Raw genomic sequence first — 19,821 nt, 5'->3', positions numbered from 1 at the left:
CTAAACCATACGTATGAATAATCTCCCCGCCCATACTTATATTTTTAATAAACTCCCCCACTACATACAAATTCTTTATATTTTTATCAATATTATATTTTCCATTCATCGTCATAATTATCTGCGTTAATTAATGGTATAAATTCACTTTTGTAAATTTCCTTTTTTTCATTTTCAGTGATATTTACACTAATTACTAAATAAATAAGTAATTCTCTAACCATATGTAATAATTGTAATGTGTAGTTCTGAAGTTTTCTTTCAGATATATACCATATATTTTCCTTTTTCTCTAAATCTTCACTTAAAGTTAAGTTACTAATCGTAACGACTATATATTTATGCTCTAAAGCATTTCTTAATGTATGTAATGTTTTAGAATGTGGGTTAGGAGATTTATGTAAATTAACAAAAATGTCTTTGTACAACCATCTAATAGCATTCAATCCATAATTGTTTCTATATGGTAATATATTTAGACTGCCTTCTTTACTGTTCTCCCATAAATTTCTAAATGTAATTTCATTTTCATTAATATTAAGATTATAATACTCATTTAGAAAAAAAGCTGATTTATCAAGAATAGAGTATAGTAACTTAAATGAGTTTTTTAATTTTTCTATCCGTACTGAATATATAGCATTATTCCAATTGTTGATTAGATAAACATCCCTATCTGAATAATGAGTTTTATAGTTAGGCTCCAAAGCTTCATAATATAAAAATCTTGAGCTTATAAATTCTTCCTTTAAATTATTATACATTATATGAAACTTATAATTGATATTTTCCTTTACTGGCATAGTAATGTCTGGTAAATGTACTATGTCCCTGGCAATAAAATTTTCTTTTATTGGTAAGTCATTCATAGGATTTAAAAACAAGTTATTTTCTAAACACCAGTTTCGATAATTTTTTTCTTCATTAGACCTTCCTAATGAATATCTTGGTATATCTAGTTTTTGACTTAAAAACTTTTCAATATATTCAGTATTATATAAGGCTAAATAATACATGAATATCTCCTTTGCACCTTTGTCTACTTCCTCATTTATATTTTTAATTGAATTTTTAAGGTAATGGTATGAAAAATAATTAAGAATATTTTTATGTCCTTTATCACATATAATATTAGAATAAGTCATGTATGATATTCCTAAATTCCCCATAGCCATAGCAAAATTATCATCTAGCGTAAGTACTATTTTAAAATATTTTATCGCTTCTATTATTCTACCTATAGTACTTAATATATTTGCATAGTTAGTGTATAGACTTCGCATCAATCCTATAAAATACGGTTCTTCCTCATCTATATAATTATATTCATCTATAATGTTTATACTCATTCTATGAAAATACAAAATTTTTTCTATAATTTTTTCATCAATTTCACTATTAGATAGTGTAATTAAATCATTATAACCATTAGCAATAGAATAATAAAGTGAAGCTTCCGATAGTTCATTTAAGTCTTTATCTTTAAATGAATTTGTAGCTTTATTTATTAACTCATTTATTTTTTTCTTATCTTTATTATCAAAAGCATTATCAAAATCTTTTTGTAATTTTAAAATCCTTTTATCTAATGGGTTTTTAATATTTTTACTTTCCATGTTTTCTCCTATTATATAATAAATGTCCAAGTTAAATTTCACTTATTTTTTAGCTTAATTTTTGAAAAATAACTTAAAATATCTTAAATATTTTTTCATCCTTAATAATATATCATTATCTTATACTTTATTCATCATTTGAATATATAATATATTTAAGTTATTTAATTAATTTGGAGGATATTTAAATGCATATAAAGTCGGATATAGAAGAAAAAATTATTGATTTGATTAAATCTGATAGAAAAATATATACTAGTACTGAAAAAAGACTTATTCAAAATAAAAATAATTCGAAAATATATATATTATTAGATGCATTTTTCGATTTATTATTTGATGAAATTAACGCCCCTATTCATATTTATGAGATAATAATGCAATTAATCAATAAAGAAAACATGATTGAATATATCAGATTCAAACATATATCTAAAAAAATTAATTACGTTGGTATAAAACATTCTACTAGTTATTATAATTTATTAAAAAATATCATAAAAGATAAACATTTAATAAAACTATTAAACTCTAATTTAAGCTCTATTCAAGATAATTTTGACAATGAAAGAAACAAATTAGCAGACTACATTAATAATATGCGAGACGAATATTCATTTAATAAAGAAATAATACAATACTTAAAAAAAGAACTTAGTACCAATACAAGTTAAGTATATCGTGATAGTAGAAAAATCTATAGTAATCTAGCAACAAATAATAACCCTGGCTATGAAGAATGGTTAGAAACTTCTATTCACAAATTTTCAATCGCAAAATTTAATAAGATACCTTTACACAATATAAATGAAGCCAAGGATTTATTTGAATTGAAAATTCTATCTGATGATAAAAAATTTAATAGCATCTATCAAGCACTTACCTTAATTAAAAGCAAGAAAACCTCTATGAAAAACTTAAATTTCAAAAACGAAAAAAATTTAATGCAATTTTTTTATACGAAGATAGAAAATAGACCTAGCAAAATTAAAAATTTCAGATTTTATAATTTAGAACGATCAATGCAATTTGAAACTAAAAAACTTATATTAACAACTTTAAATGAAAGTAAAGAAATTCACAATTGTACCTTAGATAACCACAACAGATTAAAAATATTATACAGAATAACAGAAATTAAAGATATAAAGCTTTATGAACCATTATGTAAAATTTATATTGAATTTTTAAAAACTAATAAAGTTAAAGATTTCCTAGATATACTTGGGATAGTATATGTTTTCATTGATAGACTTTTGACTATATTAGAATTCCTTGAAAATAATAATGAAATAACCAATTCTGATATATTAGAAGAATTAGAATTTTTTCCAATGATATATCTACATAATAAAACTTCATTTGTTAATCAATTTAAAATCAAAAGTGATTTCTCAAAAAAAGATTATGACGATTATAATGAATTTCATAAAAGTTTGAAAACCAGTATTTATCGTGCTAACATCGAATATTGTAAGCCAACCATAGTTTCTGAATTTTTAAAATTTTTGTTTCTAAATCATCCCAATTGAATATTTAAATTAATAGACCTATAATACTCTAATTTAATTAGAATATTATAGGTCTATTAATTTATGGCTATTTTCCAACCTCTCTATATATACTACACGTGTAAAACCCTTATTTTTTAGCTAAAAAATTTAATTCATGGGTGCTATTATTAATCATAGAAAATTAATTTTCTTGAAATTGAGCGCTTAAAAATAAAATTTTATTAAATAGGAAAGAATCGTTGCTAGCGTTGCAAAATCTGATCAATTTTTCAACACAATGGAATAACAATAAAAAGAAGGGATAAAAATTATGAAAACAATAATTGAAAATTTAAAAGTATTAGGAAAAAGCAAATTAATAGCAATAAGGATTTTAGGAGAAATAATATTATCAGGTGTATTTAACGATATGAGAATTCTAGAAGAGGAACTTTCTCCCCTTCTAGATAAGAACGTGTATTTTTCGCTACAGAGCATCAATGAAAATAATATTAACGTGACAAATAAGCTTGAAGGATGTAAATCTACTATTTCTGATAAGGATATTTTGTTTTATAACTGGATTTTGGTGGATTTAGATCCTATAAGAACTAGCACTACCTCTAGTACTGATGAAGAGTTAGAGAGTAGCAAAAAATTAGCTAATAAAATAGAAGAAGGATTGTCATTATTTGGCTTTCCTTCACCTATAGTAGCGTGTAGCGGTAACGGTTACCATTTATTATACAAAGTCAATTTTAAAAACAATACTGCAAATGTAACTAGAGTTAAATCTTTATTGTCTGTACTTGATGAAGAATACAGTAATTCTAAGGTAACAGTAGATACCAGTGTATATAATCCATCTAGGATTTGCCGACTTTATGGAACTGTAAATCATAAAGGTAAAAATACAAAGGAAAGACCTCATCGGGAGTCTTTTTTAGATAAGATACCTGAAAATATTAAAATATTGGACATTGAAACTATAGATGATTATATCAATTCTAAAAAAGTTGATATTAAAGCTGTTTCTACTAAAAAAGCTAGGTTTACTAATGGTAATATTGATGATTTTATTGCTAACTATAATGTAGACGTTAGTAGTATAAAAGAAATGGATTATGGGAAAGTTTATGTACTTTCCCAATGTCCATGGAATAATGGACATGATATTGACAATGGCTCTTATTTAATAAGTTACCCTGATGGTTCTATAAGTGCAGGATGTCACCACGATAAATGTAGCATGGAGAACATTATCACCCTATTTAAATCATTAGATTTTAAGGATTATAAAATTCTTAGTTTTAATAGAAGTAGCTTAAAGGAAAAAACTGGAACCCTTAATGAATATATTCAACATATTAAAGAACATTCTAAATGCTTTGTTGATGATTTTAATAGTGAATATATGTTTATTAGTACTGATGATATTAATGAAGTTTTTCCTATTTATAGCTCACAATTAAAAAAAGCTATTATAAGAATCATCTACAATAAATTTGGTAAATCTCCTAACTCATATACTATTTCGTCAATACAAGATCACTTTTCTGCTTTTTGCTATGAAAATCAGTATAGTTTAAAGAAACGTATATGTGTTAGTAATGATGCTATATATTATGACTTAGGTAACTCCAATAAAGAAATTGTAATAATTAGTAAGGATGGATTTCATATTAAACCTTCTTCAGACAAAGAAATACTTTTTAATCGTAGTAATATAGGAGAACAAGTAGCACCAAGTAGTGAAGATTCTAAAACTGATTTAATGGAATTACTTAGACCATTTTTTAATTTAAATATGAAGACGAATTTAAGTTATTTATAATCAGCTTAGTTAGCAAGTTTATTCCTAATATTAACCACACCATCGAAATACTATCTGGTGAGCAAGGTGGTAGTAAATCAACAATAATGAAATATGCAAAAAGCTTAATAGATCCCTCCAATGATCTTCTTACTACAGTTTTAAATAACGATAGCTTGTTATTATCATTAGCTAATAATTATGTCACGTGCTTAGACAATTTAGATTATGTTGGAAAGGATGCTGCTAACATACTGTGTATGTCTTCTACTAGTGGGACCTACAAGAAACGTAAACTTTATACAGATAATGAAGAATATATTATGGATATTTCTTCAATAATATATATAAATGGAATAAATATAGCATCATCTAGAGCCGATTTACTTGATAGATCCATTGTTTATACTTTAGGAAGAATAAAAGCCAAAGATAGAATTCCTATATCTGAGTTAGATTCTAATTTTGAAAAACTAAAACCTACCATTTTATCGGAAATTTTTATAACGTTGTCTTATTGTCTTGAAACCTATGAAAATCAAGATTATAAATTATTTGAAACACCAAGAATGGCTGATTTTTACATTTGGGGTTGTATTATAGCTAAAACATTAGGAATAGGAGAAAAAGAATTTGATCGAATATACAAAAACAATATAGATAAAATGAAAACTTATTCTCTTGAAGAAAATGCAATAGTGCCGGTATTTATAAAGTTTATACAAACAAAAAAACATTTTGAAGGTACTGCCACTAGACTATTGGAAGAATTAGGACAATTTACTGCTAAAAATAACTTAACAAACCTTGGAGATTTACCAAAAACCCCAAATAAACTAACTAGAGTTTTAAATAGATTGTCAAATAGTTTTAGAAGCATAGGAATTGAAATAGAGCATAATTACAAAAATCGTAGCCGTAATATAACTATAAGTTATAATCCAAAAAACAACGATAACAACGATGATCTTGCAGCTTAAAATAAAGAGGTAATAAAACAATATGAATGAACTAATCAAAACACTATCTGAAATAATTTTAGAGTATGAAATAAAGAACACAGAAGAAATGTAAATAAGTTAAAAATAAGCATATATTATAGTTTTGACCATAGTATATGCTTAAAAGGAGGATATAATGAATTTAAATAAAAGAATTGCAATATATTGTAGAGTAAGTACTAATGAACAGGCTGAAGAAGGTTACAGCATAGATGAGCAAGAAAGGTTATTAATACAATGGTGTAAGGAGAATGGCTACGAAATATATGAATGCTATTCTGACAGGGGTATTAGTGGTAAAAATATTAAGGATAGACCAGCCTTAAATAAGTTATTAATTGATGCGAAAAATAAAAAGTTTGATATGGTTGTTGTTTGGCAAGTCAATAGGATTAGTAGAAAATTAGCCGATCTTATAAGGATTGTAGATATCCTAGAAGATTTTAACATCTATTTTAAATCACTAACTGAAAATTTTGAAAATAATACTCCTACTGGAAAAATGTTACTCCATATGATTGCCACAATTGGTGAGTTTGAGAGGGACACTATAGCTGAGAACATTAAGATGGGCATGCTAGCCAAAGCTGAAAACGGTGAATGGTGTGGTGGAAGGGTTTTAGGATATGATATAGTACCAGTTGATCCTAATAATCCTAAAGGGAAAACCAAACTTGTAATCAATGAAGATGAAGCGAATATAGTAAGGCTCATATTTAAGGAATATGCTAATGGCAAAGGATACAAGGCCATCTGTAACAAGTTAAATAGGTTACGCTATAAAACTAAAAGAGGTAATGCGTTTGGAGTTAATTCCATAAAAGATATTATATTAAATCCTCTATATATCGGTAAAATCCGATACAACGTCTTGCAAAACTGGTCTGAAAAAAGACGTAGGAATATAAATCCAGATCCTATTATAGTAGACGGAAAACATGAAGCTATCATTGATATAGACACGTGGGATAAAGTACAAACCATTAATAAAAATAGAAGAGGAAAACCTGCTAGAATATATGATGGGAAATTTGCTCTTACTGGTGTATTGAAATGTCCTGTATGTGGTGCTGGTATGGTAATGTCCAGAACTATTAATAAACTAAAGGATGGTACTAAAAAGAAAACAGACTACTATGTATGTGGTAATTGGAAGAACAAAGGAACTACTGTTTGTAACTCAAATGGGATAAGAGTTGATATAGCTAATAGATGTGTGTTTAAAAAAATAGAATCTCTAATAAACAAACCTAAAATAATAAAGGATATTGTCGAAAATATAAATTCTGAACAAAATGCAAACATGGAACCTTTAATAGAAAGACTTGAAAATGTGGATTTGAAAATAAAAAATCTTAACAACAAACTAGATAATCTATTTAATGCATTAGAAGATGGTTTCATCTCTAATGAAGAATTTAAGCTACGAAAAGAGAAATATTCACCTAGTAAATTCGAACTAGAAAAAGAAAAATCTAAATTGCTAAAAATAGTATCCAATAGAAAAGTTAAAGAAATTTCATATAAATATATACAAAATATAATTGAGCATTTTGGAGAGTTGCTATTAAAAAGTAATGATATAAGACAACAAAAGAAACTGATTCATCTTTTGATCTCAGAAATTACTATTAACAAAAATAGAGAGATCGACTCTATAAATATAGTAATTAACGATGAACTATTAAATTATCTAGATATTAAAAAGGGAGCATCTAAAAAAGATGCTTCTTTTTTAATGCCCTAATATAATGACAATACAATTTTTAAATTCAATTTTTGCATATAAGTTTTAATAATTATACTCGGAGGTAAAGTTATGAAATACGATTTAAAAACAGCACATAATTTTTTAGAAGAATACTTAAAAATGAACATAGATATTGAATATATTGCCTGTGAATCAATAGAGTTTGAGTCTAATGAATTAGATGAAGAGTTATTTCCAAAAAATATAGTTTTGCCAACTAAGGTTATGACTCATGCCTATTTATATGGAGAATACTATCTTTACTATATTAATACCATCGAAACAAACGAAGTAATGCTAATGGATCTATTAAAAGACTGGGATTTAGTCTATTACAAATTTGGAGATTCCTATAATGAATAGTAATTTAAAAACTCTAATAAAATGTGTTGTTGCTATTCTAAATATTTTAATTAAGGAGAATAAAAAATGATTGTTACAGAAAATATTAATATTCAAACAGAAATATTTAAAAGTAAAAATAACAAATACAGGTATCTGCTTAGCAAAACTTGGAATGATAAAAAGGATAAATATATGGTTATTACCCTATATCCAAGTAACAGCTCTATCTTAAATGAGGATATGACTACTAGGATCATATTTAATGAACTTGCCAAGTATGAAGTTGGCTCTATTATATATACGAATCTATACCCTAGTAATGATATAAAAAATATAAGTAAAGAAGCCTTCAATGAAAATGACAATATTTTAGTAGAACAAGCTAAGTTATGTTCTAAAATAATCTTTGCTTGGGGTACTTTGTCCGAGACAAATAGAACTGTAAGAAGTAGAACTTTGGAAATTATTAAACTATTTGAAAATATAAAATCAGATATCTACTATTTAACAGATAAAAAGAAAGAAAAAATGTATCATCCTCTAAATCCTAAGATTAGAAATAACTGGGTTTTAGAGAAATATACTAATTAAATATAAACTAACTTTTAATAAAAGAGATAGGAATTTATGTACCGACCCCCAAAAGTTAGACCAAAAATCTAACGATTAGGAGGTCGGTTTTTCAATGGCGAAATATAGTTTTGAATTTAAACTAAAAGTAGTAGAGGAATATTTAGATGGCTTGGGAGGATATCGGTATCTAGCTAAAAAATATAATATTCCAAGTTTTACGACAGTATGTACCTGGATACAAGCATATAAAGAATTTGGAGAAACAGGGTTATTAAGAAAACGACAAAATGATAAATATACTTTAGATTTTAAATTAAATATGATAGAGTCTTACCTAACTACAGAGACCTCTTATCATGAACTAGCAACCAATTTCGGAATAAATAATCCATCATTAATAGCAGGGTGGGTATCAAAGTTTAGAAAATTGGGAAAAGAAGGTCTCGTAAAACAACAAGGGAGACCCTCTAAAATGAAAGCTAAAGACAATAAAAACAATAAAAATTCTCAGATAAGTAAAAATGATGCTGACAGAATCAAAGAACTAGAACAACAAGTTTTAGCTCTGAAAATAGAGAATGAATATTTAAAAGAATTGAGGAGATTGCGTCTAAAGGAAAGTCAAAAAAAGAACAAATCGCAAGAATAATACACAATCTCCGAGGATCATTTAAATTAAAAGATATTCTTGCAGTGCTTAAATTTCCCAAATCAACATATATGTATTGGCAAAAAAGATTTAATAGAGATAATCCGGATAAAAAAATAGAAGAAGAAATCTTAAAGATAAGAGAAGACCATGAAAACTTTGGATATAGAAGAATTTATGGTGAACTTAAAAAATTAGGATTTAAGATAAATAAGAAGAAGGTGCAAAGACTTGTACAAAAACTTGTACAAAAACTTAAACTTCAAGTAATGTCATTTACTAGAAAAAGTAGAAAATATAGTTCATACAAAGGTAAAGTTGGTAAAATAGCAAAAAACAAACTAAATAGACGATTTAACACCAGTGTAATACATCAAAAAATCACAACAGATACAACGGAATTTAAATACTATGAGCGTGATAAAAATGGCAATCTTCAAATTAAAAAGTTGTATTTTGATCCATTTATGGATTTATGTAACCTGGAAATATTAAGTTATGGAATATCTGAAAAACCATCAGCAGAGAGTATAATGGCTTCCTTAAAAGAAACTATTAAAATAACGTCTGATTGTAAATATAGAAGAACATTTCATTCAGATCAAGGTTGGGCGTATCAGATGAAAGCCTATGTAAAAGAGCTAAGGGGAAATGGAATAATACAAAGTATGTCTAGAAAAGGTAATTGTTTAGACAACTCACCAATAGAAAATTTCTTTGGAATAATGAAGCAAGAAATGTATTATGGAAAAATATATTATAGTTATAAGGAATTGGAAACAGCAATAAGAAAATATATAAAATACTATAATGAACTAAGGATAAAAGAAAGATTTGGATGGTTGAGTCCAGTAGAATATAGAAAACAATTATCTGTAGCATAGCTATGGTATTATTTTGAAAGCCATAGGTCAAGAGTCGCTTCGCTTTTGTTCTTGACATAAGTCTTTCAAAATAATTAAATAAAATTAGCTACAGTATAATATAAAAAACCAGAGCAAAAAATCTGCTCTGGAAAAAGTCCAACTTTTTGGGGTCACCTTATTTAAAAATCTATCTCTTTTTATTTTTATAAAGAAGTATTTTAAACGATAAGAAGCCCATTATGTGTCCATGTTAAAAGTTATTATTATTTTAATGTAGCTTGGAGGTTTGCATTATTGAGAAAATCTATAAATTTAAAAGGTAATAAGGGTTTTAGATTACTACTTATATACGAAAGAATGAATAAAGGTGAGGTTTTAAATAAGGATTCTTTATCTAAAGAATTCAACGTTTCTTTAAAAACTATACAAAGAGATTTTAATGAACTTAGGATTTATCTAAGGGAAATATATCCTTTTGAAATAGAAACAATTATTAAATATGACAGAAAATTAAATGGATACTACTTAAAAAGATCTGAAATTGACTGGTTAACAAAGGAAGAGGTTCTAATTATATCCTTGATTCTTTTAGGTAGTCATTCTTTGGCAAAAAATGAAATTACTTCTTTAATAAATAAATTAAAAAAACATATCACTTATTATAATAAAAAACACATAGAAAATATTATAAGCGATGATTTTGACAAATATATCTCTTTTATATCCAATGGAAAAATGCTGCAATCAATATGGAAATTAACAGAATATATCACAAACAGAGAAATTATTTCATTTAAATATAAATTATTTGAAAATAATATATATAATATTGTGAAGCCTGTTTCAATACTATTTAGAAATTACCATTTTTATTTAATTGCCTATACTATTGTAGAGGATAAGGAAGAATTACAAATCTTTAGAATCGACTATATAGAAGAGGTAAGGCTAATCGGTGAAAAATTCTATATTCCATATTCAAATAAATTTAGTAATAGTGAATACAGAAGAAAACTTTTAAAAAACATTAAATAATTAGGAGGAAAAAATGTTAGGATTTATATTAGGGATTATATTGTTTATACTATACCATAAAATATTTCGAGTATATTATTTTGGAAATTTAGGAAGCTCAATTTTTAGAGAATTTTTAATAGCACAGTTTTTTGGCTATATTATCTCTTTAATAATAGGTGGAATATTTGGGTTTGCTTTAGCTGGTATAGGGACAATTTTAGGATTAATAATAATAGTTGGTGTTTTATATTTTGTTATTAGAACGATATATTTAACCATTAAGGAAAATTTAAGACGAAAATCAGATAATCTTGATTATATGACTACTTCCGAACAAATACAATTCTTGAAAAAAATATGGAAGTTTGATAAAAAAGTTAGCAACCAAGATGAGGCTTAAATCAATAATGATGGAGATAAAAAATAAAGTTTTAATTAAAAGTCTATTTAGCAATCAATTATATTGATATGAAAAATAGACTTTTTATTTTTTTACCTTTTGGTCTTTTAACAAACAATTGCGAAAATATTTCAATTTCTTGTTGATTTCTTATTTAAATTCTATCTCCATAGGGAATGGATTTAATATAGCTCTCAATAAAAATCCAATCAGGGGCACCTTTATCATCCACGGGTAAAATTACTTCTGTGTTTTTTATTAATTTTAGTTTAAATGCCCTTCCATAACTATATCTGTATTTCTCTAAATCAATTAGAGTTTTTATATAAATTCCTGTAAACTGATTTAACCAATCAGCTCTACACACCACCATATGGTCTCCTGTTATAAATTGTTTTGGCTGATAAAATAATGTTGCTGTTGTATCTCCAATAGTTATTGCATTACCACTCTCTATTTTCTCTGCTTGATCAATGCTGACATAACAGTCAACACCATTATTTTCAGCTGTCCTTGTAACTAATGGTATTGCATTTTTACTATTCAACATTTTTTTTACTAAACCCACTTTTACATGTGGATAACCTTTATATATATTACTAAATAAATCTTTTAACTTAAATTTTTTATATTTTTTACTGTAAATTTTATCAAAGTCATATTTATTTTTAGTAGTTATTCTTTTGTAATTTAACGTCTTAATATAGTTTTCCATAAACTGCCAGTTTGGATTTCCATTACTCGTAATAGGCATCATGACATTTATCTTTTTGCTATCACCGACACGACATTGTCTACCATAATTCCATCTATAATTTTGGTCATAATTAATTAGGGTAGCAATAAAAATACCAATGTATTCATTGAAATTTTCAAATTTAGGAATAAAAACATTAATATCACTTGTTGCACAGAAATCATACTTTTGATAAAATGCTTGGCAAGAAATTTTTTCAGTAGTTATGCAATTACCCTTGAAATCTGGATCTAAGTCTATATATTCAGACACTCCATTATTAGCTACAGTTGCTGAAATATATGGTGTATCTCCATGTCCATATTCATGAGGATAATAATACTTTCCTGCTTTTATATCAAAATAATCGTTCAGCAATATTGGTGCCCAAAATTTACCTACTTTAATAGTTTTATTCTTCATAAATCTCACCTATTTTAACTAAATATGAAAGATAATTATTTATATTTTTTTGAAAATCATTGTAACTTAGTTTATCATAGTCAGTCTGCATATATGCTTCAGCTAACCATTCATCATTTGCTTTAACTTTTTTAGTAACTGACATTCCAGCTTTACTTTCTCTATTAAAATATAATGTTAGCCATTCTTCTTCAATTTTCCGCCATAAACCATCTTCTCTTTCCATTCGTCCCAAATTCTTTCTTTTTTCATACCCATCATCTTTAAAATAACCAAAAAAAGTTTCCTTAATAGGTGAATTTTCATGTCTCATTCCCAGATTAAAAATCATGCAGCAAGCAGATGCACTCGCTCCAGGATGAAAGATATCAATCGGCAATGAAAAAACGGCATCCAAAGTATGTTCTTCTAACATTTTTCTTTTAAAAAGTTTAACATCTCCAGAATTTCCTATAGCACATTGCGTTGGTAACAAAACTGCTAATTTCCCAGTCTTTATTTTTTTTGCAGCTTCATATACAAAATGAAATCCTTTTGAAGGATCTTGTTTAGTGGTCGTTTTCCATGTTTCTACATATTTAGGATTGCTATGTTTTCTTTGAGCATTATATGGTGGATTCATTAATATAGTATTTATTTTTGTTTTTTCAACCACATCATCTAATAAATCAAAACAACTACCTTGCAATACATTTGAATTACCATCCCCATGTATGAGCATATTTGTTGTTGATAAACCATATGCTTTCTCTTCAAATTCAATTCCAAAAATCTGATTCTTCTTTATATTCTCTCTTTCTTCATCAGTATCGCAATCATCCATTGCCTCTGTCATAGCTCTAACTAAAAAAGCTCCACTACCACAGCATGGATCAAGTACAATGGAATGTCTGTTTATGCCAATCACATTGCACATGAAATGAACAATATGATCTGGAGTGAAGGCTTGATTTTTATCTGCCTTACCAACATACTTATTAAAAGTAGTGAAGAATAAATTTAATAAGTCCTGACCCATGGTGCTTTTCTCATTAATGTAAGGTATAATTTTATTTTCAATATCTCTTAAAATATGCTGAAATTCATCCACTTTTAAATCTCTCACATCTTGGGAATCTATAACATTATCTTTTAAAATCACAAGTTTTCTTGCTTTATTTAGATCACCATCTAATAAATCCTCTAAAATTTCTTGTATTCCCTCTCTAATTTGCCCACTAGTTACCCTAGGATAATCATATGCTAAATCATACTTTAGAGCTAGCAAACAGGTTCCAACAAATTGACTTCGGATTCCTTCATTAATTCCATATTGGTGTAAAAGTTCATTTAGTTCATTGGTATTTTCTACCAGAGAAATTTTATCATTCCTTGTGCCAAAATGTATGTTCTTATACTCTTCCATTGACTTGATAACTCTTTGAGACCTATCATAATGAACATCATCGATAATATCAGAACCATCTTGCCAAACCATTATTTCATTTGTTTGGGTAGCAGCTAAAATTGCAATTACTTTATTACCTGTTAGTTCTTTCTCAAAATAAACATAATGTTGCAATTGTTCCATATCTCCTAATAAATTTCCATTTGTTATATGTTGTTTTGTTTCTACCAATATTGTTAAATTGCCTTCAACAAACCTTAAATCAATATCTTTATATTTTCTTTTTGCGTCATCAGACATATAATCAATGTGATTTTTCCCAATATTTTTTAAAGCCTTAGCATAACTAAACTCCCCATTTTCTATATTACTTTTTAAAAATTCTGCTCCAATTCTATTTATAATCTCATATCGATCCATTATTTTTTCAATCCTCTTCTTAAAATGATTTCTATACTCTATAATATCTTTCAATTTGTTTAATCAAAATTAAATAAGTATTTATTTTATATTTTATCACATACCTATAAGTTCCTTAAAATTTCAATGTCTTTATTATATATTCTATATTTATTTTACACAATATAATATCAGATATTATTTTAACTTCATTATCATTATATGTTTTCAATCAGCTACAAACCTTAGAGTTAAATCTCAAGTTTGATTTATTACTAAAAAATCGCATATCAAACCGATACGGAGAACCGTATCATAAGTGATGCGGTTTTTTAAAGGAAAAATCAATACTATAAAAAAGTATGTGAATAATTGATTTAAAGTTCAAAATGCCATTTTTATTAATTAACAATAAATATTCTAACAATCTATCTTTGAATTTCAAATTTGATTAATCTGAAGATTTTAAAATTTTAAAAAAAGAAAATTATAAATATCCGTTATGTAATAAACAAAAAACATAATCAGTAAATCTTCTTAGTAAACGAGGAAGACTTACTGATTATGTTTTTTATCGTGATTTGAGAAGCTTTAGAAATATTTTGTTAAAAACATTTCTAATATAGTTATTTGTTTTTTATAAAAGGGTGTCTTCCAAGTATATTCATCTGTGTTCTAATTTCCATTAATCTATTCACTTCATAATTAGACAATTCATTTACTTCGCCATTCCCTAGTATAGAGGAGACAAAGTTTAATTGCGCATAGAATTCCAGCCCTTCAAGTTTAAAATAAGCATCATTTAAACTTGTACCCCATGTTAATGCACCATGATTTTCTAATAAAACAGCATCATAATCATCTAAGAATGGTTCTATCGAATTAGGTATTTCATTAGTAGAAGGTAAACCGTATTTTGCCAATGGAACCTCTCCTAATAGAATTGTTGATTCAGGTATGATTTGTTTATTTAAAGGAACACCTGAAATAGCATGGCTAGTAGCATACATCGGATGTGCATGTACAACTGCTTTAACGTCACTCCTTCTTTTATATACACGTAAATGCATTTTTATTTCAGAAGAAGGTTTATGAATTTTATCACTTTCCAACAACTCTCCTGAAGAATTAATCTTACAAATCATATCCGGTGTCATAAAGCCCTTACTAACACCAGTTGGAGTACACAGAATATCACCATTTTCTAATTTTACAGAAAAATTCCCATCATTGGCGGCGACCATATTTCTTTCCCACACCCTTTTGCCTATTTCACATATAAATTTTTTAATTTCTTGTTCTTTCATTTAATATTTCTCCGTTTTTATATACTTTTACACTAATTGAATTTCTTATTATTTCTCTTGCAATATCAATATTGTCAATTTTATATAGCGATATGAGTTGAACTATTAAATTTCCTATAACAGAAGCTTCTATAGGACCTGCTATTAATTTTTTATTGATGTGTTTAGATGTTAACTCACAAAGCAGTTCATCCCGTATCCCACCACCAATCATATTTAAAACTTCTATTTTATAACCTAGTAACTCTTCAAGCTCACCAATCGCTTTCTTGTATTTATTAACTATTCCATTGTAAGCTACTCTCACAATATCCTTTTTTTCTTTTAAATTTTCTCCATATTTTTCATTACAATAGGATATTATTGCTTCTTCCATATCTATAGGTTTTTTAAAGCGATCATCATCGGTATCTATAGCTATATCTATGACAGATTCTCTAGCTAAATTGCTTATTTCTAAATATCCCAATCCGAATAATGGATTCCATTTTCTATACAATTCTTGAATTATCCATAATCCAGTGATGTTTTTCAAAAATCTTATAGTATCATAAGCACCACCTTCATTCGTGAAATTATATTTAAAGCTTTTTTCATTTATAATCGGTTTATCAATTTCAGCACCTAACAAAGACCATGTTCCACAACTTAAATACGCTGATGTATTTCCATTTAAAGGCGTACCCAAAATTGCAGAAGCTGTATCATGACTAGCAACTGAGATCACTTTTGTATCTGTCAATCCAATTTCTTTTGCTAATTTGGGTTTTATTTTTCCAACTATGCTACCTGGCTTAATTATTTCAACAAATTTATTAGGTAAGTGTAATTTGTTTAATAATTCTAAATCCCAACTTTGAGAATTGATATTTAACATTTGAGATGTTGTTGCATTCGTATATTCATTAAACATTTTTCCAGTTAATGCATATATTAAAATATCGGGGAGAAATAAAATATTTGTACTTATATTTAAAAATTCAGAATTCATATAATCATCATAATATTGATAAATGGAATTTATGTCCATAAATTGAATTCCAGTTCTCTTATATATATACTTTAAGGAGACTCCTAGATTATCTTCTATTTTTTTCAGTTTTCCAATCCCTCTACCATCTCTGTAATGATATGGATTTTGTAAAAGATTGCCATTTTTATCAAAATGACCATAATCAACAGCCCATGTATCGATTCCAATACTCTCTATATTGTAATTATTTAGTTTTAACTTTTTTAGCCCTTTTACTATGTTTTTCCAAATGGATAGTATGTTTATATATAGTCTATCGTTCATTTTAACAGGTAAACTATCGAATCTTGAAATTTCCTCTAGTAGCAATCTATTATTTTCTAAATATCCTGCTATTATCCTTCCATTAGAAGCACCTATATCTATGGCTATACTTACATTTTTCATCTTACAGTCTTTCCTTTAAAAAAATTCAAATATACTTTACCTTCTATTCCAGATTTTTGTATACCCAGATTTTCTTCTCTTTCTCTAAAAGTATCAACCTTATCTATTCTGTTTTGTACTATTATTTCATTTAGATATGGCCATTCTTTTGACAACTTTGTTCTAGGATTTTCTGTAATATTGTTAAGAGCACTATTAAACAATAAGTTTGTTACTTCAAATTTAATACTGTTTTTACCCAAGTGTAATTTATCAGTTATATTTAATTTATATGGTTTTTTCCATATATTTCCAACAAATTTATCATTAATATAAACATCACATATTTCAAAAAGACTATCTATTTCTAAAAAAGCGTTTAAATTTATCAATTCATTAGATATTTCAAATTCAGATGAATATATTCCTATTCCACTATAGTATTTAAAATCATCTATGGTTTCCCATGTTATAAAAGAATCTATGATTTTGTTGTCCATACCGATATTTAAATATTTAGGCTTAATCTCAAACCTTTTATATATTTCATATTTTGATATTCCCAAATTTTCTCTAAGATTATTACTTTCCTTGATTATCAATGATTGATTCGGCTCTAAATCAAGTAGAATTTTATTTCCTTTTACATCATAATTTAAATATATATTATTTTCCATAGGATCATATATTTCAAAATAATTATTGAATTGAAAGTCAATAGAAATTTCCTTATATTCATCACTAATATTAGCAATAAAAATAATCTTATTATGTTTAGAATCTTCTCTTATTATAAATCCAACGTTATCATTATTCTCTATTTTAATAATAGGATCTATGATTTTTCCTATATTATCAAATAATTCAATTTCATTTAATAAATAAACTCCCTTTTTACTTGAAATTCTTTTTATTATGTCTTGTATTTCATAATTTACAGCTACATAATTTAAGTAGGTATGACCAAAAATAGGATATTTATTTAAAAATATAATATTAGTAGTATTGGATAGTTGCTCTATTTTTCTTAAAGTATATAGGTCTATATAATCCATACTTGGAACTATCAATGTATCTATTTCATTTGTTTCTAATTTCAGAACATTTTCTGATTTTTGTATCCTATCATCGTTTACAAATGCCGTCCAATATCCTAAATTCGAAAGTTTGTTCAATATATTATTTCCAATATGTTTTTCTATTTTTAAAGACATATGTAATTCAGCCATAGTGTTTTTAGCCCATATATCTGTAGTTGGTGTTAAGATTGCTAAGTTAGTCTTTATCTTTGATGATTGTAAATATCTACAAGTATTAGAAATATATTCTGATAAATTATTATAATACTTCCACCATGTATTATGAGGAGATATTACTGTGGAAGCATAAAATATATTATCGAGATTATTTCCTTTATAAAATGAATATCCATGGTTTATAATGTGATTGATTCCATCAACAAAACAAGCATCCGTAGCTTTTTTCATCATTTCTAAAGTTACTAGAAACCTTGGTTTTCTTAACCATGTATAAGTTTCATTCGATACTATCGGGGCATTAATATTCATACCTGAGCTAACAGCAAGTCTTCTATGATTAATATTTACATTCAACTTATCTCCATATCCAAAAGTTTCTCCTTCTGGAATATGAGATGCACTGTAAGCATTTATAATGTCTCCCCATGTACCATGTGCTTGTAATCGAAATTGTACCCCTTTTTTTACAGCCCATTTCTTAATTTCTTTAAAATAATTATTTACAGTAGCCTCACCATATGTTCTATAATAATCACATCTTATATATGGGGATAAATCATCTATATTATCCCAGAGAGCTGGTAGATATGGAGTTAGATCATATCCACGTTCTCTAATAAAATCATCTAGTAGATACTTAGTCCAATTTGAAGCTGTCAGTTCAATCGAGTCACAAAAGACTGATCTTATTTTTGTTACATCGATATTATCTAATAAGACATCTCCTAATTGTTCAAGATATAACTTTGTAACATCTTTTCTACAATGGTCCATAGCGTACCCCTCCATGTTTGGAGCAGCCTTCCCCACTAATTGTCTATATTCATTTGAAACAAATACATATAGTCTATGTTCTCCTTCAGGGATATTTAAATCTTTAATGGATTCCCCCCAAGGCCATACTTCGATATATTCTGTTTTTACATGAGTTGTTACATCTCTTAGAGTATCCTTGATAATTTTTCCATTATCAATTTTCGCTAACGTAGCCTTCACTATTTTACCAGATAAAACTCCAGTAAAATCATAATTATAGTTAGTTGGACCACATAAATTAACCTGATAAGGTATCAATATATCCGGAGCCATACTTTTATCTATAAATTTACCACCTAAAGGCCATCCGGAGCCTAGTGTTAAATCAACATCTATATTCTCTTTGTGACATCTATTTATAAAATAATTTAAATCGTCAAAAAATTCTGAAGAATAAAATTGTTTATTCCCCTTTTCTTCTATAGGATATATAAACTGTAATTCTATTCCTCCTATACCTTTGTTTTTAACTTGTTCTATATTATAATCTATTTCATCTTTTGTAATATTTAGACCATATAGCCACATTCTAGTATATGGTTTGTTTAAATTACTCATTTTAAACTCCTCTT

General features: G+C 26.8%; 16 protein-coding genes. 10 read left to right on the top strand and 6 right to left on the bottom strand.

Annotated features, from left to right (window positions below):
* Window positions 1–92: 92 nt before the first annotated feature.
* Window positions 93–1,616 (bottom strand): LA2681 family HEPN domain-containing protein, encoded by a 1,524-nt coding sequence (locus JFY71_RS05715; protein ID WP_243662082.1) that lies wholly within the window; start codon window positions 1,614–1,616, stop codon window positions 93–95.
* A gap of 188 nt (window positions 1,617–1,804) precedes the next feature.
* Between JFY71_RS05715 and JFY71_RS05710 the strand changes: the two genes are divergently transcribed.
* From JFY71_RS05710 to JFY71_RS05665, 10 genes are all read left to right on the top strand, one after another.
* Window positions 1,805–2,290 carry a hypothetical protein gene (locus JFY71_RS05710; protein ID WP_243662081.1) on the top strand — a complete coding sequence of 162 codons (486 nt, stop codon included), beginning with the start codon at window positions 1,805–1,807 and terminating at the stop codon, window positions 2,288–2,290.
* 156 nt (window positions 2,291–2,446) lie between these two features.
* A complete protein-coding gene (locus tag JFY71_RS05705; RefSeq protein WP_243662080.1) occupies window positions 2,447–3,148 on the top strand; it encodes a hypothetical protein in 702 nt (233 codons plus the stop codon).
* A 292-nt stretch (window positions 3,149–3,440) separates the two neighbouring features.
* Window positions 3,441–4,943 (top strand): hypothetical protein, encoded by a 1,503-nt coding sequence (locus JFY71_RS05700; protein ID WP_243662079.1) that lies wholly within the window; start codon window positions 3,441–3,443, stop codon window positions 4,941–4,943.
* 86 nt (window positions 4,944–5,029) lie between these two features.
* Complete coding sequence (locus JFY71_RS05695) at window positions 5,030–5,902, top strand: hypothetical protein (protein WP_243662078.1); 873 nt, start codon at window positions 5,030–5,032, stop codon at window positions 5,900–5,902.
* Between the two features lie 157 nt (window positions 5,903–6,059).
* Window positions 6,060–7,670, top strand: a complete 1,611-nt coding sequence (locus JFY71_RS05690; RefSeq protein ID WP_243662077.1) for a recombinase family protein — start codon at window positions 6,060–6,062, stop codon at window positions 7,668–7,670.
* A 72-nt stretch (window positions 7,671–7,742) separates the two neighbouring features.
* Window positions 7,743–8,036 (top strand): hypothetical protein, encoded by a 294-nt coding sequence (locus JFY71_RS05685; RefSeq protein WP_243662076.1) that lies wholly within the window; start codon window positions 7,743–7,745, stop codon window positions 8,034–8,036.
* Between the two features lie 66 nt (window positions 8,037–8,102).
* Entirely contained in the window at window positions 8,103–8,609 is a 507-nt protein-coding gene (locus tag JFY71_RS05680; protein ID WP_243662075.1) for a DUF1643 domain-containing protein, read from the top strand.
* 94 nt (window positions 8,610–8,703) lie between these two features.
* Window positions 8,704–10,124, top strand: a protein-coding gene (locus tag JFY71_RS05675; protein ID WP_420846432.1) for an IS3 family transposase whose coding sequence is annotated in 2 segments (ribosomal slippage) — window positions 8,704–9,237 and window positions 9,240–10,124 — 1,419 coding nt in all. Because the reading frame shifts where the segments join, the coding sequence is not laid out codon by codon here.
* A 276-nt stretch (window positions 10,125–10,400) separates the two neighbouring features.
* Window positions 10,401–11,141: a helix-turn-helix transcriptional regulator gene (locus tag JFY71_RS05670; RefSeq protein ID WP_243662073.1), complete on the top strand. Its 741-nt coding sequence runs from the start codon at window positions 10,401–10,403 to the stop codon at window positions 11,139–11,141.
* Window positions 11,142–11,154: 13 nt separating this feature from the next.
* Entirely contained in the window at window positions 11,155–11,523 is a 369-nt protein-coding gene (locus tag JFY71_RS05665; RefSeq protein ID WP_243662072.1) for a hypothetical protein, read from the top strand.
* Between the two features lie 154 nt (window positions 11,524–11,677).
* Here the strand turns inward: JFY71_RS05665 and JFY71_RS05660 are convergent, their stop codons facing one another.
* The 5 genes from JFY71_RS05660 to JFY71_RS05640 all read right to left on the bottom strand — a co-directional run bounded on the left by JFY71_RS05660 (window position 11,678) and on the right by JFY71_RS05640 (window position 19,807).
* The gene (locus JFY71_RS05660) at window positions 11,678–12,682 is read right to left on the bottom strand and encodes a restriction endonuclease subunit S (protein ID WP_243662071.1); all 1,005 of its coding nucleotides are present in this window, start codon (window positions 12,680–12,682) and stop codon (window positions 11,678–11,680) included.
* Entirely contained in the window at window positions 12,672–14,489 is a 1,818-nt protein-coding gene (locus JFY71_RS05655; protein WP_243662070.1) for an HsdM family class I SAM-dependent methyltransferase, read from the bottom strand. Before JFY71_RS05655 ends, JFY71_RS05660 begins: the two co-directional genes overlap by 11 nt.
* Before the next feature lie 605 nt (window positions 14,490–15,094).
* Window positions 15,095–15,775: a class II aldolase/adducin family protein gene (locus JFY71_RS05650; RefSeq protein WP_263457756.1), complete on the bottom strand. Its 681-nt coding sequence runs from the start codon at window positions 15,773–15,775 to the stop codon at window positions 15,095–15,097.
* Window positions 15,756–17,195 carry a rhamnulokinase gene (locus JFY71_RS05645; protein ID WP_243662068.1) on the bottom strand — a complete coding sequence of 480 codons (1,440 nt, stop codon included), beginning with the start codon at window positions 17,193–17,195 and terminating at the stop codon, window positions 15,756–15,758. Before JFY71_RS05645 ends, JFY71_RS05650 begins: the two co-directional genes overlap by 20 nt.
* Window positions 17,192–19,807 (bottom strand): glycosyl hydrolase, encoded by a 2,616-nt coding sequence (locus JFY71_RS05640; protein ID WP_243662067.1) that lies wholly within the window; start codon window positions 19,805–19,807, stop codon window positions 17,192–17,194. The genes JFY71_RS05645 and JFY71_RS05640 overlap by 4 nt, the downstream gene beginning before the upstream one ends.
* Between the last annotated feature and the right edge of the window lie 14 nt (window positions 19,808–19,821).

The sequence above is a fragment of the Miniphocaeibacter halophilus genome, assembly GCF_016458825.1.
GTDB lineage: Bacteria > Bacillota > Clostridia > Tissierellales > Peptoniphilaceae > Miniphocaeibacter > Miniphocaeibacter halophilus.
Note: the sequence above shows the minus strand (reverse complement) of the source record. Positions and strands in the feature narration are given on the sequence as shown.